Origin of the sequence: Ensifer sp. SL37, assembly GCF_026672675.1 — a bacterium.
Classification (GTDB): Bacteria; Pseudomonadota; Alphaproteobacteria; order Rhizobiales; family Rhizobiaceae; genus Ensifer; species Ensifer adhaerens.
Map to the genome: position 1 here is coordinate 221,731 of NZ_JAPPRN010000007.1, position 18,087 is coordinate 239,817.

17 protein-coding genes and 1 pseudogene are annotated in these 18,087 nt (G+C 59.0%); 4 read left to right on the forward strand and 14 right to left on the reverse strand.

Annotation, left to right across the window (positions count from 1 at the left end; all coding sequences use genetic code 11):
- Nucleotides 1–207: 207 nt before the first annotated feature.
- A complete protein-coding gene (locus OVA00_RS33125; RefSeq protein ID WP_268090490.1) occupies nucleotides 208–1,176 on the reverse strand; it encodes an MBL fold metallo-hydrolase in 969 nt (322 codons plus the stop codon).
- A gap of 137 nt (nucleotides 1,177–1,313) precedes the next feature.
- Between OVA00_RS33125 and OVA00_RS33130 the strand changes: the two genes are divergently transcribed.
- Entirely contained in the window at nucleotides 1,314–2,210 is an 897-nt protein-coding gene (locus OVA00_RS33130) for a LysR family transcriptional regulator (protein WP_112773081.1), read from the forward strand.
- A gap of 327 nt (nucleotides 2,211–2,537) precedes the next feature.
- A complete protein-coding gene (locus OVA00_RS33135) occupies nucleotides 2,538–2,789 on the forward strand; it encodes a hypothetical protein (protein ID WP_112773080.1) in 252 nt (83 codons plus the stop codon).
- A 190-nt stretch (nucleotides 2,790–2,979) separates the two neighbouring features.
- Here OVA00_RS33135 and OVA00_RS33140 read toward each other — a convergent pair.
- The 6 genes and pseudogenes from OVA00_RS33140 to OVA00_RS33165 form a co-directional block, all read right to left on the reverse strand.
- A pseudogene (locus OVA00_RS33140) lies at nucleotides 2,980–3,201 on the reverse strand (DUF982 domain-containing protein); the annotation flags it as partial.
- Between the two features lie 83 nt (nucleotides 3,202–3,284).
- On the reverse strand, nucleotides 3,285–3,929 hold the full coding sequence (locus OVA00_RS33145; RefSeq protein ID WP_112773078.1) for a helix-turn-helix domain-containing protein: 645 nt from the start codon (nucleotides 3,927–3,929) through the stop codon (nucleotides 3,285–3,287).
- A gap of 68 nt (nucleotides 3,930–3,997) precedes the next feature.
- Nucleotides 3,998–4,201 (reverse strand): hypothetical protein, encoded by a 204-nt coding sequence (locus tag OVA00_RS33150; RefSeq protein WP_146749601.1) that lies wholly within the window; start codon nucleotides 4,199–4,201, stop codon nucleotides 3,998–4,000.
- A 226-nt stretch (nucleotides 4,202–4,427) separates the two neighbouring features.
- The gene (gene fixJ, locus OVA00_RS33155) at nucleotides 4,428–5,039 is read right to left on the reverse strand and encodes a response regulator FixJ (protein ID WP_181529640.1); all 612 of its coding nucleotides are present in this window, start codon (nucleotides 5,037–5,039) and stop codon (nucleotides 4,428–4,430) included.
- Entirely contained in the window at nucleotides 5,035–6,519 is a 1,485-nt protein-coding gene (locus tag OVA00_RS33160; protein ID WP_234824618.1) for a PAS domain-containing sensor histidine kinase, read from the reverse strand. Before OVA00_RS33160 ends, fixJ begins: the two co-directional genes overlap by 5 nt.
- 816 nt (nucleotides 6,520–7,335) lie before the next feature.
- Nucleotides 7,336–9,441 carry a putative bifunctional diguanylate cyclase/phosphodiesterase gene (locus OVA00_RS33165; RefSeq protein ID WP_268090491.1) on the reverse strand — a complete coding sequence of 702 codons (2,106 nt, stop codon included), beginning with the start codon at nucleotides 9,439–9,441 and terminating at the stop codon, nucleotides 7,336–7,338.
- A 1,357-nt stretch (nucleotides 9,442–10,798) separates the two neighbouring features.
- On the opposite strand from OVA00_RS33165, the gene OVA00_RS33175 reads away from it, so the two are divergent.
- On the forward strand, nucleotides 10,799–11,116 hold the full coding sequence (locus tag OVA00_RS33175) for a hypothetical protein (protein ID WP_112773072.1): 318 nt from the start codon (nucleotides 10,799–10,801) through the stop codon (nucleotides 11,114–11,116).
- 716 nt (nucleotides 11,117–11,832) lie between these two features.
- The gene (locus OVA00_RS33180) at nucleotides 11,833–12,192 is read left to right on the forward strand and encodes a hypothetical protein (protein WP_112773071.1); all 360 of its coding nucleotides are present in this window, start codon (nucleotides 11,833–11,835) and stop codon (nucleotides 12,190–12,192) included.
- Between the two features lie 102 nt (nucleotides 12,193–12,294).
- On the opposite strand, the gene OVA00_RS33185 is transcribed toward OVA00_RS33180, so the two are convergent.
- The 7 genes from OVA00_RS33185 to OVA00_RS33215 form a co-directional block, all read right to left on the reverse strand.
- Complete coding sequence (locus OVA00_RS33185; RefSeq protein WP_112773070.1) at nucleotides 12,295–12,579, reverse strand: copper-binding protein; 285 nt, start codon at nucleotides 12,577–12,579, stop codon at nucleotides 12,295–12,297.
- A gap of 27 nt (nucleotides 12,580–12,606) precedes the next feature.
- Nucleotides 12,607–13,083, reverse strand: coding sequence for a cupredoxin domain-containing protein (locus OVA00_RS33190; protein WP_112773093.1), 477 nt, complete (start codon nucleotides 13,081–13,083; stop codon nucleotides 12,607–12,609).
- A gap of 39 nt (nucleotides 13,084–13,122) precedes the next feature.
- Nucleotides 13,123–14,472: a multicopper oxidase family protein gene (locus OVA00_RS33195; protein WP_112773069.1), complete on the reverse strand. Its 1,350-nt coding sequence runs from the start codon at nucleotides 14,470–14,472 to the stop codon at nucleotides 13,123–13,125.
- A gap of 14 nt (nucleotides 14,473–14,486) precedes the next feature.
- The gene (locus tag OVA00_RS33200; protein ID WP_268090492.1) at nucleotides 14,487–15,950 is read right to left on the reverse strand and encodes a TolC family protein; all 1,464 of its coding nucleotides are present in this window, start codon (nucleotides 15,948–15,950) and stop codon (nucleotides 14,487–14,489) included.
- Nucleotides 15,947–16,174 (reverse strand): hypothetical protein, encoded by a 228-nt coding sequence (locus OVA00_RS33205; protein ID WP_112773067.1) that lies wholly within the window; start codon nucleotides 16,172–16,174, stop codon nucleotides 15,947–15,949. Before OVA00_RS33205 ends, OVA00_RS33200 begins: the two co-directional genes overlap by 4 nt.
- Before the next feature lie 89 nt (nucleotides 16,175–16,263).
- Nucleotides 16,264–16,668, reverse strand: coding sequence for a hypothetical protein (locus OVA00_RS33210; protein ID WP_268090493.1), 405 nt, complete (start codon nucleotides 16,666–16,668; stop codon nucleotides 16,264–16,266).
- A 537-nt stretch (nucleotides 16,669–17,205) separates the two neighbouring features.
- Nucleotides 17,206–18,087, reverse strand: coding sequence for a LysR family transcriptional regulator (locus tag OVA00_RS33215; RefSeq protein ID WP_268090494.1), 882 nt, complete (start codon nucleotides 18,085–18,087; stop codon nucleotides 17,206–17,208).

The window sequence follows — 18,087 nt, forward strand, 5'->3', positions numbered from 1 at the left end:
GTCGCGCGGGCCGATGAAAGCCGTTTTTGCCGGACCGAGACGCCGGCTCTGCGCAGTTTCGGCTGCTTGAGCGCCGCGCGCCGATCCGCGCCCACTGCTCCGCGCTGCCATAGTGCTGCTGTGCGGCCGCTAAGGAGGGCGTCGTGGCGATACTGAGATATCTGCTGCTCATTCCGTTCCTAACTTTCTAGACCGCCGGAGCTAACTTCAATCCTGTAAGGCCCAGTCGGCCACCTCCCAGCGCATCTGGCCACGGTCGGCGACGACACGGCCGAGCCCTGGAAAGGGCATGTGCGTGGCGGCGATGAGTGCGCCTTCCGAAGCGGCGCGAGGGAAAAAGCGGTCGCGCATTGCCTTGGCCGCTGCACGGTCCTGCTCGAACAGGAAGAACACGTCGGTCGCCCCCGGATGCACGACCGGAAAGATCATGTCCGAGACCATGATGAGGCTCTTCCCGTCATCCTCGACCCGCACGCCGATATGGCCGGGTGTATGGCCGGTCAGGTCGACAATTGAGACGCCGCGCACAATTTCGCGTTCTCCGTCAATCGCCTGGAGTTTCGGGTAGAGGCGCACCACCTCCTCCGCCATCTTAAAGCTGGTTTGCAGATAGTCGGGCGCGCCGCTGCGCTTGGCCTGGTCGGTCCAATGGGTGACGTCGCGACGATCGATGTAGAGCTCCGCCTTTGGGTAGTTGTTCTTGCCTCCGGCGATCAGACCGCCCATGTGGTCCTGATGCATATGGGTTACGATCACCGCGTCGATCTGGTCAAGCTGCAGGCCAAGCGCACCGAGCGCCTGCGGCAGTTTGCCGGTCTGCCCGATTGAGCCCGCTGCACCGGCATCGATCAGAATGCGGCGCTCGCCATCATCGATGAGATACTGGTTGAAGAGGAACCGCACCCCACTCGGCCGGGCGGTGAACTGAGCGACTGCCGCCTGCTCCACCTGGGCCGCAGCGCGTCCCGGAAAATAGTAGAAGGGCATATCGGCGTACCCGTCTGTCAGCGCCGTCACCGTGAAGCGACCGATGCGGATCTGCGCCAGCGGCGTAACGCTGATCGGCGATTTGGTATTCTGCGCGGCGGCAGGGGCCGGTGCGCCACTGATAAGTCCTCCCCCGAGGAGGCCGAGAGGAAGAGCGCTGGCAAAGGCACGACGTGAAAGTTGAGGCATGACTTCTTTCTCCTCGTCATTGGCAATACAGGTAGCCGGCCGGCGTCCCCCGGATCGACGCAAAAGCTAGGATATCCGAAACCAATAGGGTATCCTGCCATTTCAGGAACTTTCCTCTCAGTTTCCGGAAGGGTACGATGGATCGGTTTGAAGCGATGTCGGTGCTGCTGGCGGTGGTGGACGCCGGCAGCCTCTCGGCTGGATCGCGGCGATTGCATGCACCGCTCGCCACGGTTAGCCGCAGGGTCGCGGATCTTGAAAAACACCTTGGCGTGCGCCTGGTCCTGCGCACCCGCCGCGGTCTCTCCTTGACGGATGAGGGGCGCAGCTTCGTCGCCGCGTCACGTCGTATTCTGGAGGAGCTGGATGCGGCAGAGCGGCAGGCCAGCGGCGACTATGGCGCGCTGCGTGGAGGGCTCCACGTGACTGCCCCGATTGCCTTCGGTGAGCGCCATCTGCTGCCAATAGCTCTGGAGTTCCTGAAGCAGCAACCCGACATCAACCTGCGCCTGACCCTCGCCGATCGGCAGCTAAGTCTGGCAGATGAGCACGTCGATGTGGCCCTGCGCATCGGACACTTGGCGGACAGCGCGCTTATCGCAACGCGCGTCGGGGCCGTCCGACGGGTGATCTGCGCGAGCCCCGACTATCTTGCCCGCCGAGGCGTTCCGCGTCAGCCGGAAGACCTCAGCCACCATGACGGCATAAGCTTTCAGGGCTTTGCGACCGCGCCGGAATGGCGCTACCGCCGGGACGGCGCGGCCTTTACCATCGAGCCGCGCCCTAAATTCGCGGTCAATACGACGGAGGCTGCCATTCAGGCTGCAATAGCCGGTATCGGCATTATCCGGGTGCTGTCTTACCAGATTTCCGAACAGTTGCGCTCCGGTGCTCTGCACGAATTGCTGACGGACTTTGCACCGGAACCGCTACCTGTGAACGTTATCCATGGACCAGCCGATCCCCTGCCGCTGAAGGTGCGGTGCTTCCTCGACTGGATCGTCCCAAGCCTACGCCGGCAGCTGGCTTACTAGCGACCCGATTCAGGACCGAAATCGGGCACATTGCTTCCTAAGCGTGGATGGACAGAGCCTGTTCCCACGAGAACGGTGTATTGCTTTGATGGCCCGTTTTGGGCTTCCAGAATCGAATAATCTCTCAACGTAACACTTCGGTTTCGCAAGCCGTACCCCGGGTCAGGCCCGTTTAACCGTTACGTACTTCCCCTCCGCTCGTAACCAGCAATGATGTTTGCCGGACGTCGCGAATGGCGCGATATGTGAAGGCGTGTGGGGAGCAATCCGTACGGTCCAGACCCTCGTGCCGTTGGAAAACGCGGGCCGCGCAACATTGGAAGGCGCATGAGCTTGTTAGAACTGGGGCGGGCTCGGCTGGCCATGGTGCTGCCACGCCATCGCGAGCAATTGCGGGGCGCGATGGAGGAACGCATCTGTGAGCTTTTCGAGGCCTACGCATTGGCTTCGACGACACTTGACAATCTCGAGCGAGAGATGACGAGGCGTGAGGACTTAATATATGAGTATCGCCAGATCTGCCTGGACTTGCAGGGGGAAGTGGTGACGATGCTCGCGCTGAGGAAGGAAAAGTCGTAACGCCGTCGGGGCGAGCACGCCGTATTTATCGAGCGGGAGACAAAGCGTCTCGGCGCATCCTGCGCTTGTTCCCTAAACTGTGGAATTGGCGGTGTTTGGTGCGACTGATGCTCGCCCAGCATACTGCGCCGATGCTAGCGCATCGTAGCGAAAAGAGGCCGCAATCGCAGCCTCTCGCGGGAAGGTTGGTTTAAGGCGAGAGTCGCCCGCCGCCGGACTTTGCTTTGATCATCCACGGCGCAACCGCGGGAGTTTTCACGAGTATACCCTTCTTCTTCGCGAAGGCGCGCAGTGCGTCTCGCGCCACCTGAAGGGGTTTATGTCCGTCGTGGGCGAGGTAGCACGTCTTCAGGGTTGCGTCGTGAATGATGTCACGGTTACCTTTGGACCATTCCTCAAAGAAATCGATCGACCGCGACGGGCGCCCCAATGTTGCGCTTGCTCGTGTGGGCGCGTGTGGGAAACTGTATCGTGGCCACGAGTCCGGCGAACTGCCTATATGCTCGTCAGTCGTAGCTTCGTTAGGTTCAACACCTCGACCGCGCGTGCGCTTTTGAGTCGAATGACCCCCATCGAGCGCAGCTTAGAGAAGCTCCGTGAGACCGTCTCGATCGTCAAGCCAAGATAGTCGCCGATGTCTGTACGGGTCATTGGAAGGTCGATCAAACCGTTTGCGCCTTGGCGTTCGTAAAGGTCAACGAGGAAGACGGCCACTTTTTCAAGGGCGCTCTGCTTTCCGACGACCAAAAGATGTTCCTGCGCCCGCACCATGCTTTCTAGCGCCAGCGCCATCAATTCGGAGGAAGCGCGGCCGCTTTCTTCGATCGTTAGGGTTGTCAAACCCGTAGGGACGATGCTTTCAGCGAAGAAGCTGCGCATGGTCCGCGCTTCGAAACCGAAGGTCTCTCCGGCAACGTGAAACGCAACCACCTGTCTGCGGCCGTCGGCGAGCAGACGGAAGATCCGAACAGCTCCATACTCGATCCGATAGAGCGCACCCGCCAGCTCGCCCTGGGCGTAGATTTCGGTTCCCGCCCCGTAGAATGAGATCGCGCGCGGCCGAGCGAATGAACGACGACCATCAAGGGCTACGGCGGCATTGAAGCTGAAGGAGGGGATAGAAGCGGTAGAAGCGTGCATGGGACCGACCCTTTGTTGACGGTCAGATCATGACGAAGCATGGCTGCGTGCGAAATTCGTTCGTTCCACTACGCGTTACTACGTAGTGCGGCCAAGGCGGCGATGACATCAGAGCCAGAGAGAGGTTTGTGAAGGACGAGAATGTTCTGGCGCCTCACATGGTCTACGTCGTCATCAGCAAGCAATACGACCCTCTTGCCGGTCGCCAGCGCCAAACATGCTTCGATATCCAACGCCGGAAGAGATCCGTCAAGGACAAGGATCTCGGCCATGGAGCTTCGTTCTCTTGCTGCAACCCATGACTGGAACTGCTCGACCTGATATCCGTGCGCCTCCATCGCGAAGACCAAGGAGCGGAGCAAGGCTTCGTCTTTCGCAATCGTGACGACGGGTGGCGGGCTGGACAATACGGTTCCGTGGGTTCGAGGCGCAATAATTCCTCAAACTTTGCATAGCCGGACAGCCCGGGCTTTGTTCCAGATCAAGACGATGCCGTGGTTAGCCTTCGGTTTCCGCCGCGAGTGACATTCTTACCAGTTCTGGGAGGCTGCGGGCCTGCATCTTCGCCATGACGTTCGCCCGGTGAACTTCAACGGTGCGCGGGCTAATGTCGAGAGCAAAGGCGATCGCCTTATTCGGTTGTCCGGCGACAACCGCGGTTAGAACCTGACGCTCGCGGTCGCTGAGGGTGCTGATGCGCGTCCGAATGTCTTCAGCACTCTCGATTGGCGACGAGGCATCGCTCAGGCGCTCAGAGGCGCGTCGGATCGCTTCAACAATGGTGTTGTCGTCAAACGGCTTTTCAATGAAGTCGACGGCTCCTGCTTTCATCGCTTCCACGGCCATCGGCACATCTCCATGCCCCGTTATCATGATCGACGGGATCGTTGTCTTGAGCGCGGCCAGTCGGCGAATGAGGTCCAGTCCGCTAAGATCGGGCATGCGCATGTCGGTAATGAGCACGGCTTGCCGGAGATTTAGAGCGACAGAGAGGAACGCGCTGGCGGATTCGTGCATGCGGACACCCAGTCCATGCATCGTCAGCATAAAGGCTAGCGATTTCCTGACCGCCTCTTCGTCATCGACAATATGCACGGTGAAGTCGTCAATCGGCATTTTCTTCCTCGTTGTATTGCGGCAGGGTAAAGCCGAAGCGTGCGCCGCCCAAGCTCCCGGTGGAAACGATGAGATCGCCCCCATGCGCCTCGACGATGCGCTTAGAGATCGATAATCCAATGCCCATTCCGCCAGCCTTGGTCGTTGTGAACGGCTTGAACAGGTCGGCCGCAACTTCCTCAGGTATGCCCGGGCCGGAGTCTTCGACAGCGATCATCACCTCTGTAGTGCCCAAGCGCCGAATGGTGACCAAAAGTTCCTTCTTGGGCGTATTTTTCATCGCCTCTACGGCGTTGCGCATGAGGTTTGTCAGCACCTGCTGTATCTGGATTCGGTCAACCAGGACCTGGTCTGCGCCTGATTCGAAATCGAAGACCGTTCGCACGCCTTTCTCGCGCGACCCGACCAAAGCAAGCGCGCCGGCTTCTTCGACCAGTTGCCGCAGGTTGTGGGGAGACTTATCCGTCTCTCCCTTGGTGACGAATTCCCGCAAGTGTTTGATGATTTGTCCCGCACGCAGGCTCTGTTCGCCGGCTTCCTTCAGCGCATCGCGTATCTGGATGTCGCGTGGACTTTCGGCTTGTTGGAGCAGCCGCCCGCAACCGTGGACATAATTGGCTATAGCGGAGAGTGGCTGGTTCAATTCGTGGGCGAGCGTCGAGGCCATTTCGCCCATTTCGTTGAGACGGGCGAGGCGAGCCAGCTCTGTCTGAACCTCTTGCAGACGAGCGGCCGATTCTTCGCGCTCAGTCAGGTCGCGTACAAAACCTGTGAAAAACCTTCGACCACCGGATTGCATCTCCCCGACGGCAAGTTTCATGGGAAAGGTCGACCCGTCCTTCCTTTGACCGACGACCACGCGGTCGATTCCGATAATACGCTTTTCACCTGTCGAGAGGTACCGCTCGAGATAGCCGTCGTGTTCCTTACGATAGGGCTGCGGCATCAGCATCCGCAGATTTTGGCCGATCACCTCATCTTCGCCGTAGCCAAACTGTCTGACGGCCGCAGCATTGAACGATACGATCGTGCCGTCCTGCTCGCTGACGATGGTGGCGTCTAAAACAGTGTCCAGGATCGACCGGAGATGCGCCTCTCTGGTACGCAAGGCCTCGTCAGCAGTTGTTAACTCATGTTGAGCGCGTCGGAGCATTTCTCCCAATAAGGAAATTGCTACCCCCACGGTGGTGAACACGACCAATTCCGGTATCTGTACCCCGCCAGGAGTAAGTGACCGAAGATAGGCTGCCGAACCGATTGAAGCGATGACAGCAAGGATCCCGGGACCGATGCCCCCGATTGCGGCTGCAAGGAGGACGGGGGGCACGAAAAGAATGTAGATTGCCCGATCATCTAGAACACCCATTAGGAAATAGCGAAGGAGAAAGGCAATCAAGACCGTAGTGGCCGCAAATCCGTGCGCTTTGGCGGGAGACGAATTTCCGAGGAGCACGCGATCCGAAATGCCGCGCATTAAGCTGGTCCGACCACTGAGCATCATCTCTTCCGCATTCCCAATTGAAAGCGAATTGACGCTTATCATCTTGATAACGCTGCTGTCACATGAAAGCTGCACCTCTCCCCTGGGCGTGCTTGTTTGAGGGCGGCAGACGAAACCGATTGGGCGATCGGGTTGACGGCAGCTTCGCCGACGTTGTCTGGCGTGCGGTGCGGCCACACGAGTCGGTATCGTTCTCGATACGCGCGGCTGAAATCGCCATCGTGCAGGATGTTCAAGCCCGAAAGAAATTCCGTTCTTTTGAGCTTTCATTTCGAGCTTCTCTCGGTACCACGGCGAAGGTGTACCGACGAGGGACGGAGTGTTGCCGAAAAAGCATTGCCTCCCGATTCCGCGAGCTGTGATCGAACCAACTCCAAAGTGCTTAAAGCCTGCACTTTTTGTTGACGCCTTTATGCGACTGCAACCTAAGCGCGCAATGGAGAAGGAGATGAACCGAACTCCTGGCCTGGTTTCTACGAAAGTGTCGCCCGAGGGAAAGCGGTCGTTGCTGACAGCGCTTCTCGTCGACGATGAGATAAAGATCGCCGAAAGGCTTACCAGCGAATTCGCGCACCACGGGTCGGCCATTGAGATCTGCACGACCTTGGATACCGCCATCATTGCGCTCGGAACCGACTTGTCGTTACGGAGCTCCGTATCGGCGAAGGCAGTGGTCTCGGAGTCGCCTCTTCGGCTTGCGCCGGAGCGACTTTAAACCCATTCAATTGTGGACGGCAATCCGAAAGCTTTCCCGGCTGCTTTTCAAGGATCTACGCCATCCGGGGATTGTCACGCGCGAAAGATGACGCTTTCCACAACGCTGCCGCTCTCAAGCAGGGAGATCAACTCGTCTGGAGGTATCGGTTTCGACATGAGGAAGCCCTGGACATTGTCGCAGCCGAGAACCTTGAGAGCGTTGAGTTGATCTACGGTTTCGACCCCCTCGGCCGTAGTGCTCAGACCTTGAGCCCGAGCCATGGCGATCATCGCCTCTACCAGCGAGCGGCTTCGGTCATGATGAATGGCTTGCACGAAGGACTTATCGATCTTAATCCTATCGACCGCCATCTTTTGAATGCGCGCGAACGACGAGTGCCCGGTCCCGAAATCATCGATCGCGAAACGAACCCCTGCGGCCCTAAGCATCGCAATGTTTCGATCCGTCTGCTCTTCGCCTTTGATTGCTGCGGTTTCTGTAATCTCGATTTCGAGGCGAGTAGGCGCGACGCCCCACTTCGAAAGCATTGTCAATACTCTTAAGCAGTAGCCAGAGGAATCCAACTCAACCGCTGAGGCGTTTATGGCAACGTCGACCGCTTTGCAATTGGCGGCCAGACGACAGGCGTTCTCAATTACGATTGCCCCAATTTGATGGATCACCCCGATCTCTTCCGCGAGTGGGATGAAGACGTCGGGTGCGACCAGACCCATTTGCGGATGGCGCCAGCGGGACAAAGCCTCTATGGAACGCACGGTACCTCCATCTGCGCTGAAAACAGGTTGATAAACGGTTTCGATCTGTATCGGAGTTTCGACTGCCGCGCGTAGATCTACCTCGAGCTGTCTCCGGGTTCGAAGAAGTTCGTCCATATGAGCGCCAAACACGGCATAAGTGTTCCGCCCCGCAGATTTCGCGTGATAGAGCGCGATATCCGCTTGCCGCGTCAGCTCAAATGCGTCCATGTGCGCATTTCCAACTGCTGCACCAACACTCGCGCCGATCGATATTTTCAGACCCTCGATGTCGAATGGTTCACGCATACAACCGACCAGATCCTTCGCGATCGATTCAATCGCATCCCGGTCGCGACCTTCCAGAAATACGGTGAATTCATCGCCACCTATCCGGCCGACGAGCGCGTCTGGCAAGAGGCTCCTCATACGCTCGGCTGCGATGCGGATGAGCTTGTCGCCGGTCGGATGGCCATAGGTGTCGTTGACAGCCTTGAATCGGTCGAGGTCGAGAAACAGCACGCCACAATCTTTACTGGAAAAAGCACCCCTTAGACGCGCTGCAACTTCGCGTTCGAAGTAGCCTCTATTGGCCAATCCGGTCAGTGTGTCGTGCATCGCGAGATGCTGAAGCTGCGCCCGACTTGACGCAAGCCGCACAGAGCGCCGGCAAAGCAAATGTCCAGTTGCGCATGCGGTGAGGAAGATTCCCACCACCGCCAATCCAATCGTCGGGAGCGTCGCGTTCAGAACATTGAGGCCCGGCATAAACTGATTCCACCTGAGGTATCCAATGACCTCCCCCGTGTCGGACTTCAAGACGATGTGCGATTGACCTGCTTCAACATGATCCTCGGGCGTGAACCGGATGTTTGCAAATTGGTATTCCGCTTCGATTGAGCGCTGAAAGTCCGTGTCCAGAAACCGTACGGCAACGTGCAGGCTTTCTTTGCCCGCCGGCTGGGTGATTTCACCGGTATCGGAGACAATCGGCTTTACGCTGACCACTGCCGGCCGCGAGCCAACGATCTTTAAATCGCTCTCGCCAATGGAAAGGACGCGGCCAGATATACCTTCGCGATCGCCCACGCGAAGCCGCGCTCGAAGGCGCTCGACGAGTGGCATGTAGCTCGTTCGCAGATCATCGTGCAGCGACGTGGATTTCAACGGGACAATAAACTCGTAAACCGGTTCATCGTTCGACGTGAGCACGATTGCGGCGTCATGGCCGAAGTAGGTGTTCATCCATTCGCCGAGATTGGCCTGAAGCCAGGAAACATCACCTTCGGCGACCTTGAGTACAGCGTCGTCCCAAACAGTTGCGCTCTCTTGATCGTGTGCGATCTTCGCTTGCAACTGAGACACTATCAAAGAGATCAGATCCTGCTGCCGTTCCCTCGCAACTTCATCGGTCTTGGATGCCGCCCAGTGCAGCGTACTCACCAACACTAGACCTATTAAAGCCGATATGCCCGCCGGGATCAGCCATTTAAACAACCACTGTGAATGCCTGGACATGCTTGAACCTGCTATAGAACGACGAGTAGATATCACCGGGTCGGTTAAGAGTGGCGAAAGCGAGGTGGTTAATGAGAAACGATCACTCTTCGAACTACGCGCTGCTTTCGGCACCCGCTAAGACACCCCAAGAATGCGCCATCATGCGATCTGAGCATTCTTCGAACAGAGCATTTCCTGCCTGAATCCTTGCCCCAAGCTGATGCTGCTTGTTCCTGGAAAATCGCCACACCGGCTAAATGAGCTGGCCGCAAGTGCAACTGCAAAATCGGCATTGCTGGGCTCGGTAGTCGTTTTGATCTTTAGGACGTGATCGAGATCAGGAATGACGACGCCGAGCACTCTGCAGCTTGACGGTTCGTAGCGATCGGGGAACGACTTTGGAACGCGCCGCATCAGCAGTAGGCGGGCAATCTCACTCGGCGATAACCAGTTTTGGATACCCTTCTCGGCCTGCCTCTGGTCAATGGGCCGATAGATAGAGCTTGCGCCGAGTACTAGCGCCGACGTTGACGCCAATCAACAGTGCTGTATCCCGGGGATTGAAAGCGCGCCCGGGCTTCATCATTAGTGAAGCCCGCTGGCGTCGTTGCGCGCATACGGCGAAGCCTTTGTCCCCAGATCGCAATTCTTCGGGTAGGAGACTAGCAAGAAAAAAGTTGCACCAATGATCACGGAGAATGGCTCCCGAAACTCACGTCTGGGCTGGGTCTCTGCCCAATGCGTCACAGATTTTCTGCCACGATTTTGTTCCCATGCCCTTCATCCGCAACGCGTCTGTCGTGGGAACGTGCTTCATGTCGTCTACGGACTCGTACCCTCGCCGCTCGAGTTCAGCGAGAAGCTTTGGATTTCTCAATGCCAAGTCTGAAAGTTTCGTGCCCATACTCTGATATTGAGCAGGTCTGCTCGCCGCGCGCAATTACAAGAATCTACAATAATGGAAGGCGAACCCTCCGCCGGCCCTGTGTGTTGGGCGCCAACGATCCCTAGTCCCCGGAATGGAGCCGATTGGCACTATGCCCTTCCTTCAGGCCCCGCTCTCTCCGGACACGGGGCCGTTTTCTTTGAGCGGCTGCGCCTCGGACTTAGGTCCGACGTGGTCGCGCAAAGGTCCGGGCTGCGTTGCCGAAACCTATTGCTCCGCCAATTGCCGGTTAAGCAGAAGCCGCCGCGTTGCAGCCAGAGATCACCGAGCGCGGCTCCGCAAGCGTCGAGCCAAGGCGGTTCAGCTCAGGTTCAGGCTTGAGGGGCCAAGTTGATCCTAGAAAGGATGAGTCAAATGAAAATGCTAATATCCACCCTTGGCGCCGTCGTTCTGGCGGCATCCTTCGCGCTACCGCTAAACGCCGCGCCAATCTTCGTTCTGAAGCCGGAACAAGTGCAGACCGGCGATGTCGAACAGGTAAAGCACCGCAAACATCGCCATGAGCATGCGGATCGCCACTGGAAACGGAAGTACGCCCATCGTCACTGCGGCTACTACGACAGGTGCTACCCCCGCTATTCCCGGTATTACGGCTATCGTGACCATTACCGATACGGCTATCGAGACTACTATCAGCGGCGGCAAGGCGTGACAGTCTACTTTAACTTCTAGCCGGCAATTATCTTCACACCGCCCTCGGGAGACCTGGGGCGGGCTTTGACCATTGAAGTGCCGTGCGACGCCACTGACCGCTCGGCCCTGGCTTAGAATGAGGCGGCGACGAAGGGAGAATCAAGCTGGCAAGGAACGAACCGATCTCCCAGAAGTTAACAACCCGGGCCCGGCGTGTTTCCATCCTCCTGGCCCAACACAAAGCACACTGTCGTCGGCCGCGTCAGTCACTTTTGGGGCCATCTCTTTCTGGGCAAGGTCACGATCCATTGCGGTTTGGGAAAAAATGGTCTTGCTCCGTTGGACCGCCGGGCGAACGATCTCGGGCCTGACGGCCTGCGTCGGTCAACCCGTCGCGAATATTTTTCGAACCGTCACGTTTCATCTTAGCATCTCTGTTCACACGGTCGCTTCTGTCTCTACTAACCATTGAAGTGTGGGAACGCACTTCATCTGGCATCTGCTGAACGCCGTCGCCCTCGGACTAGCGCTCTCAATCGAACAACTTGCACCAGGAGGCCGTGCAGTCTCGTTGTCGAACCCGGTGCGGGACTCAGTTCTGAGGCTACTCTGCCAGCCCGCACAGGTCTCGACAGCGAATGATATCGGGGCACACAGGCGAAGACGAAGCGCACTGCGCCCCGGGTATTTCACTCCTCCTACATCCGGTCCTCGTGGTATAGTCCAGGCATCCTAGAAACCCAGGGGAGGGATGAATGCGTACTCTTGTTTCAGCCCTTGTAACCGGAATTGCGCTGGCAACGCCTGCCGCCGCTACCGAGCCTTTCCACACCGCTAGTTTCCCTGATCACACCATCGTCAGCCTGAGCCTGGTCGGGAACCAGACGGCCGCAAGCATCGAATATGACTACGATGTTTACATTTCGCTTTCGACCGTGAGCACCGACGGATACGGCTTCTACAGCGATCCAAGCAGGCACAAGGCGTCGGTCCGCTGCCATGCTCCCGAAGTGGTCGCGGTGAAAGGGGTCAGCTATCCCATTCCAACGTCGACCGGGGGCGCCGACTGGAAGGACGATCTTTGGCGAGCCGTATGCATCGTTCCGGTGTCGTAGCAGTGATCCCGCCCTCGGGAAACAGCGCCGCGCCATGACTTCGCTCTACAGGCGGAGCCATTTCGAGGGCGGGGACCGGGCCTAGCGGCTGCGGACTTCGGCCTACTTGACCTCGGTCACCGTCAGCTTGCCGTCGACCCGCTCGGCGACGAATTCGACGCTCGCGCCTTCCTTGAGCTTCTCCATCACCGCGTCGTCCTTGACCCGGAAGACCATGGTCATCGCCGGCATGTCGAGGCTCTTCAGCTCCTCGTGGATGAGCGTGACCTTCTTGGCCTTGGCATCGATCTTCTTAACGGTTCCCTTGGTGAACTCGGCGGCCAGCGCCCCATAGGCAGTCCCGAGGGCGAGGACCGAAGCGAGGGTGAGTCTGATCAGCGTTTTCATGTGAACTTTCCTTTCCGAGCTTGATTACTACTTGGCGACAGTGACGTCACCGTGCATACCAGCGTCGTAGTGGCCGGGGACGAGGCACGCGATCTTGAAGGTGCCATCGTTGGTGAACTTCCAAATGATCTCTCCGGACTTGCCCGGCTCGAGCCGGATGGCGTTCGGGTCGTCGTGTTCCATCTCCGGAAACTTCTCCATCGCCGCCTTGTGCTCGATGATCTTGTCTTTCTGGTCGAGCACGAACTCGTGGTCGAGTTCGCCGTCGTTCTTGATCGCGAAGACTACGGTCTGGCCCTTGCGAACCTTGAAGGTCGACGGCGTGAAGATCATCTTGCCGTCGTCCGTCTCCTTCATGGTGACCCTGATCGTCTGGGTGGCGTTTGCCTTCTTGCCCGGCTCGCCGACCGCCATGGCTCCGCCGTGGCCGCCTGCGTGGTTGCCGGAGGCGAGCGCCGGGGAGGCGAGTGCGGCGACGAGGATTCCGAAGATCGCAGCTTTCATTGTCAGGTCCTTTGGTTGGTTGAACATGGGCATGCGGGATCAGCCGTGATTTCCATGCTTCGGCGTGATCTGGGTTTTCGCGTCATTGGCCTTGGTCGCGTCGGGGAGCTCGCCCGTCCACTCCCAGGCCTGGGTTCCCGGCGGGTTCTCGTACCAGCCGGGGTCGGCGTAATCGCCGGCCGAGATGCCTTCGCGCACCTTGACGACCGAGAACATGCCACCCATCTCGATCGGGCCGTGTGGTCCCCAGCCGGTCATCATCGGCACGGTGTTTTCGGGGATCTCCATTTCCATCTCGCCCATGTCGGCCATGCCTTTGGTGCCCATCGGCATGTACTCGGGGCGGATCTTCTTGATCTTCTCGGCCACCGTCTTCTTGTCCACGCCGATGAAGGTCGGGATGTCGTGACCCATGGCGTTCATCGTATGGTGCGACTTGTGGCAATGGATCGCCCAGTCGCCGACGTACTTGGCGTCGAACTCGTAGGCCCGCATCGCACCGACCGGAATGTCGATCGAGACCTCGGGCCAGCGGGCTTCCGGACGCACCCAGCCGCCATCGGTGCAGGTGACCTCGAAGTCGTAGCCGTGCATGTGGATCGGGTGGTTGGTCATCGTGAGGTTGCCGACCCGCACCCGAACGCGGTCGTCCTTGGAAACCACCAGCGGGGTGATGTCCGGAAACACGCGGCTGTTCCAGCACCACATGTTGAAGTCGGTCATCTCCATGATCCGCGGCACGTAGGAGCCGGGGTCGATGTCGTAGGCGTTGAGCAGGAACACGAAATCCCGATCGACACGCATGAAGTTCGGATCCTTCGGGTGCACCACGAAGAAGCCCATCATGCCCATGGCCATCTGCACCATCTCGTCGGAATGCGGGTGGTACATGAAGGTGCCCGACTTCACGAGGTCGAACTCGTAGACAAAGGTCTTGCCGACCGGGATGTGCGGCTGCGACAGACCGCCGACGCCATCCATGCCCGACGGCAGGATCATGCCGTGCCAGTGGATGGTCGTGTGCTCCGGCAACTTGTTGGTGACGAAGATCCTAACCCGGTCGCCCTCGACCGCTTCGATCGTCGGTCCCGGCGACTGGCCGTTGTACCCCCAGAGATAGGCGGTCATGCCTTCGGCCATTTCCCGCTCGACCGGCTCGGCGACAAGGTGGAATTCCTTGACGCCGTTGTTCATCCGGTAGGGCAGCGTCCAGCCGTTGAGGGTGACGACCGGATTGTAGTCGGGGCCGGAGGTCGGTCTGACCGGGGTCTGGGTCTCGGCCGTTTCCATCACCGCAGCCTCGGGCAAGCCCATGTTGTTGGTTTTCGCCCAGGCGGCGGTTGACACCAGTGCGGCGCTCGCGCCGAGCAATTGTCTTCTGTTGAACATAGCCTGTTCCTCTCTCAGTGCCCGCCGCCGCCGCTTTCGGCGGCCGCGGCGACTTCGGTTTCTTCTGAGGCGGCTCCCGCACCGCCGCCGTAGATCGCCGGCGCGAGGTTGGCCTCGGCCAGCCAGAAGTCGCGCTTCGCATTGACCGCGAGGAGGATGGAACTGACCTTTTCCCGGCTGTCGGCGAGCAGTTCGAATGTGTTGGTGATCATGCCGTTGTAGGTGAGGAGGGACTCCTCTTCGATCTTGGTGCGCAACGGCACGACACTGTTCCTGTAGTGCCGGGCGATGTCGTAGTTTGAGCGGTAGGCCTGGTAGGCGGAGCGCGCCTCGGAGCGGACGTTGACGGCCTTCTCGGCGAGCAGGTTGGCTGAGCGCATGTAGGCGAGTTCCGCCTTGCGCATGCGGGCCTTGCCGCTGTCGAAGATCGGAATCACGAACTCGAGCTCAGCGATCCCTGTCGTCTCGGTCTGGACGTCGCCATCCTCCTTTTCCCGCTCCGTCTCGAAGCCGGTCAGGAGTTCGAGGTCGGTGACATAGCGGGTCGCTTCGGTCAGCTTGTAGGATTTCGCCGTTGCGTCGAGGTCCAGCTTGGCCATCTGCAGGTCGACGCGGCGCTGCAAGGCTTCCGCCTCGATGAGGTCGCGCTTCATCACGCCCTTCGGCAGGGAGGGCAGGCGGTTCGGCACCTGGTAGTCGACATCCGACCCCCAGAGTCCCATCAGCCGCGTCAGCTCCTCCTTGGCGAGCCGGGCCTCCAGCCGGGCCTTCGCCGATTGCCCGACCAGCTCCGCGTAGAAGACGTGTTCGCGGGCCTGCGAGCCCTTCGTCATCGCGCCTGTCTCGCCAAGTTTCTGGGCAAGCTCGGACGCGGCATCGGCCGCGGCCTGGGCCTGATTGAGCTGCGCGACGGTCTCCCACGCGGCAACGGCGTTGATCCAGGCGCGGCGGGTGTCCGCAGCGAGCTGAAGGGTCCGCAGTGCCGCGTTCAACTGTGCCTGCCGGAACCGGGTGTCGGCGATGGCGATGTCCCGGTCGCGCGTGGCGAGCGCCAGGATGTTGGAGGTGATCGCTCCCTCAATCGACCTGAATGCTTCGATGCCAGGCGCGCCAACGCCGTTGAAGCCGACGGAGACCGTTGGGTTGACGAACATCGTCGACTGCCATGCGTCGGCGGCCGAACCCCCGAGATTCGCATAGGCGGCCTGCAGGCCCTTGTTGTTCAGGAGCGCGACCTGGACCGCCGTGTCCACGTCGAGGGTCTTCTTGGCGATCAGCGTCTTGACGCGGTCGGAGACGACCCGCGCCTGCTGCTGGTTCTGGACCCAGACGGTTTGTTTGCCCGTCGCCTCGGAGGTCCTGGCTTCGACCGAAGGAAAACCCGCGTCCTTGGCAGCATATTCGGTGGCCGACACGCAGCCTCCGATGACCAAGGGCAGGGCGAGCGTCACAGCCAGCTTCAACGTGCGTGAGGTCATGACGCGTCTCCTTCCGGAGCCTGCGCGTCATTCTGGTTGCGCCATGGTTTGGGATCCACGGGCGCGCGGTGAGTGTAGCCCGACACCGGGCTTATATATCTGAGAGGGCGGGCTTCAGCCGGCGATGCCGCGAGGTTGCCCGAAGCAATGACGTCGGGAGGCAGTGTGGTCGCGCATCCGCTTGCAATAAGCGGCAAGGCAGCCACCAGAAATAAGCGTTTCATGATCTTTTCCGAACAGGAGATGGCATCGGCGTTGCGAAGCATGACGCTCGCGTACGCGCGGTTAGGCCCGAAGAACGGGTGCAGTCTGTTCAGATATTCGGGGGACGGTGAAGCGACGGGAACTCGCCCATGACATGGGCGTCATCGATAAATTCCCGGATGATGGCCAGACGCTCACCGCCGACGGGGATGCTGCTGGCTACGATGGCCATGCTCGCACAGAAGCTGCCGCAGCATTCCTGCTTGGCAATTTTCAATGCAGCGTCATCGGACGAGGACGCGTGGTCGCCGTCCGAATGGTGGCTGCCCGCTCCTTCGTTATGGTCATCCACCTGGCCATGATGATCGTGAGGCTGCAAGACCTCCGACCCGGACCATGACGCGTGCATGGCTGCCGACGCGGTCGGCAAAGAGTATCCCGCCAGTGACATGACGATCACCACGCGGAGCAGAACCAGCATCTTTGAAAATGTGATTCGATACATCTTGCCCATATCGGAGGACTAGCAGCAGCCCGGAAGTTGTCAATTGCCAGGTTCTATCGTTCATGCGATTCGCGTCTATTATATGGCACTGAAGTACATGCCGGCCCCGTCGAGTTGGCAAGTCAAATGAGAAAACCGTCGGACGAGCCGTGTTCGAAATCTCATTGGCTATGTTGAGAGTGATGAAATCAGGTCATTTCTGGCGAGAGCCTACCCCCTCGGTCAGATTATCACGGCGCAGAAGGATTTTCAGGAGAAGCGACACATCGGAAAGTTCGTACTAATCCCGTCATAACTACCCCTCTTAGGACAGGTCGGACCTTCTTGGTAATCTGGCATCACCGACCCACATCCTGCCGACCTCCAGGGCTGAGGCTATGCGGGCGTGCCGTAGGTGCAACAAGTTCTTGAAGAGGTGACATCGCAGTCCGCACCTGCGCTGCCACACCGCCTTTGGTTGAGACCACCGCGCGGATCTGCGGATCTCGCGTTTTGAGGGACGGACGGGCATCCGAGGACTGAATATATCTGCCTCCCGAAATTCTTTCACGGTAAAGACGACATGAGCCAGTCGCAGAAAATCTGAACCTCTTCGCCGGGGTTAGACTTGCCGCTGCGCACTAAGAAATGGGCCAATCTGATCGGAAGCCGATAATCGAAGGGAGCAATTAGAAGACCCTGCTCGAGGTAATGGTCCGCGAAGCGCTTCAGCACCATCACGGAACCAGCGCGAGCGATCGCCGATTGCAGAGCAATAAATGAGGAGTCTACCTTGAACCAGTCACCGGTTGTCCGAAGATTCAATCCGTGCTGTTCGGACAATTGAACCCAGTCGGATTCAGACCCCATGATGCTGACAATCCTTCCCGCAGCCAATGCTTGTATGGTGAGCGGCTGCGGAAAGGATGCAGCATACTCTGGATGGCAAACCGGGATTGCGTATTCATGGCCGAGATGCTGCACGGTGCCATCGTCCCAATCCCCTGTGCCATAACGAATATCGATGTCGGCGGGATCATCGTGGAACTTGTCCGCCCAGACAAAGGACGTCAACTGGACTGAAATGTCTGGATGCAACGCGTAGAATTCGGCGATACGCGGCGCAATTACCAGCCCTGCAAACGAGATGGAAGCGCGCACGCGCACTGTTCGCATCGTTGAATTTCGAAACAAGCTGTTAGTGGCCGACATCATGTCTGCAAACGATCGCCGGATGGGCTGGGCGTATGCTTTGCCAGTGTCCGTCAGGGTCACCCCTCGCGGAAGCCTCACGAACAATTCTGTGCCGAGCTTGCGCTCCAAAAGTCGTATTTGCTGGCTGACTGCTGCAGGGGTCATCCCCAACTCTTCTGCTGCTGCCGAGAAGCTGGCATGTCGAGCCGCCGCTTCGAAACTCTGGAGCCACGTGACATGGGGCAGCCTACCCAT

What these genes read in the sequence shown, in the direction of transcription:
- OVA00_RS33200 (WP_268090492.1), bottom strand. Translation starts at nt 15,950, where the DNA reads ATGACCTCACGCACGTTGAAGCTGGCTGTGACGCTCGCCCTGCCCTTG.
- OVA00_RS33185 (WP_112773070.1), bottom strand. Translation starts at nt 12,579, where the DNA reads ATGAAAACGCTGATCAGACTCACCCTCGCTTCGGTCCTCGCCCTCGGG.
- OVA00_RS33190 (WP_112773093.1), bottom strand. Translation starts at nt 13,083, where the DNA reads ATGAAAGCTGCGATCTTCGGAATCCTCGTCGCCGCACTCGCCTCCCCG.
- OVA00_RS33205 (WP_112773067.1), bottom strand. Translation starts at nt 16,174, where the DNA reads ATGAAACGCTTATTTCTGGTGGCTGCCTTGCCGCTTATTGCAAGCGGA.
- OVA00_RS33180 (WP_112773071.1), top strand. Translation starts at nt 11,833, where the DNA reads ATGCGTACTCTTGTTTCAGCCCTTGTAACCGGAATTGCGCTGGCAACG.
- OVA00_RS33145 (WP_112773078.1), bottom strand. Translation starts at nt 3,929, where the DNA reads ATGCACGCTTCTACCGCTTCTATCCCCTCCTTCAGCTTCAATGCCGCC.
- OVA00_RS33160 (WP_234824618.1), bottom strand. Translation starts at nt 6,519, where the DNA reads ATGCGCGGCATTTCGGATCGCGTGCTCCTCGGAAATTCGTCTCCCGCC.
- OVA00_RS33150 (WP_146749601.1), bottom strand. Translation starts at nt 4,201, where the DNA reads ATGGCCGAGATCCTTGTCCTTGACGGATCTCTTCCGGCGTTGGATATC.
- OVA00_RS33135 (WP_112773080.1), top strand. Translation starts at nt 2,538, where the DNA reads ATGAGCTTGTTAGAACTGGGGCGGGCTCGGCTGGCCATGGTGCTGCCA.
- OVA00_RS33210 (WP_268090493.1), bottom strand. Translation starts at nt 16,668, where the DNA reads ATGGGCAAGATGTATCGAATCACATTTTCAAAGATGCTGGTTCTGCTC.
- OVA00_RS33130 (WP_112773081.1), top strand. Translation starts at nt 1,314, where the DNA reads ATGGATCGGTTTGAAGCGATGTCGGTGCTGCTGGCGGTGGTGGACGCC.
- OVA00_RS33195 (WP_112773069.1), bottom strand. Translation starts at nt 14,472, where the DNA reads ATGTTCAACAGAAGACAATTGCTCGGCGCGAGCGCCGCACTGGTGTCA.
- OVA00_RS33175 (WP_112773072.1), top strand. Translation starts at nt 10,799, where the DNA reads ATGAAAATGCTAATATCCACCCTTGGCGCCGTCGTTCTGGCGGCATCC.
- OVA00_RS33125 (WP_268090490.1), bottom strand. Translation starts at nt 1,176, where the DNA reads ATGCCTCAACTTTCACGTCGTGCCTTTGCCAGCGCTCTTCCTCTCGGC.
- OVA00_RS33215 (WP_268090494.1), bottom strand. Translation starts at nt 18,087, where the DNA reads ATGGGTAGGCTGCCCCATGTCACGTGGCTCCAGAGTTTCGAAGCGGCG.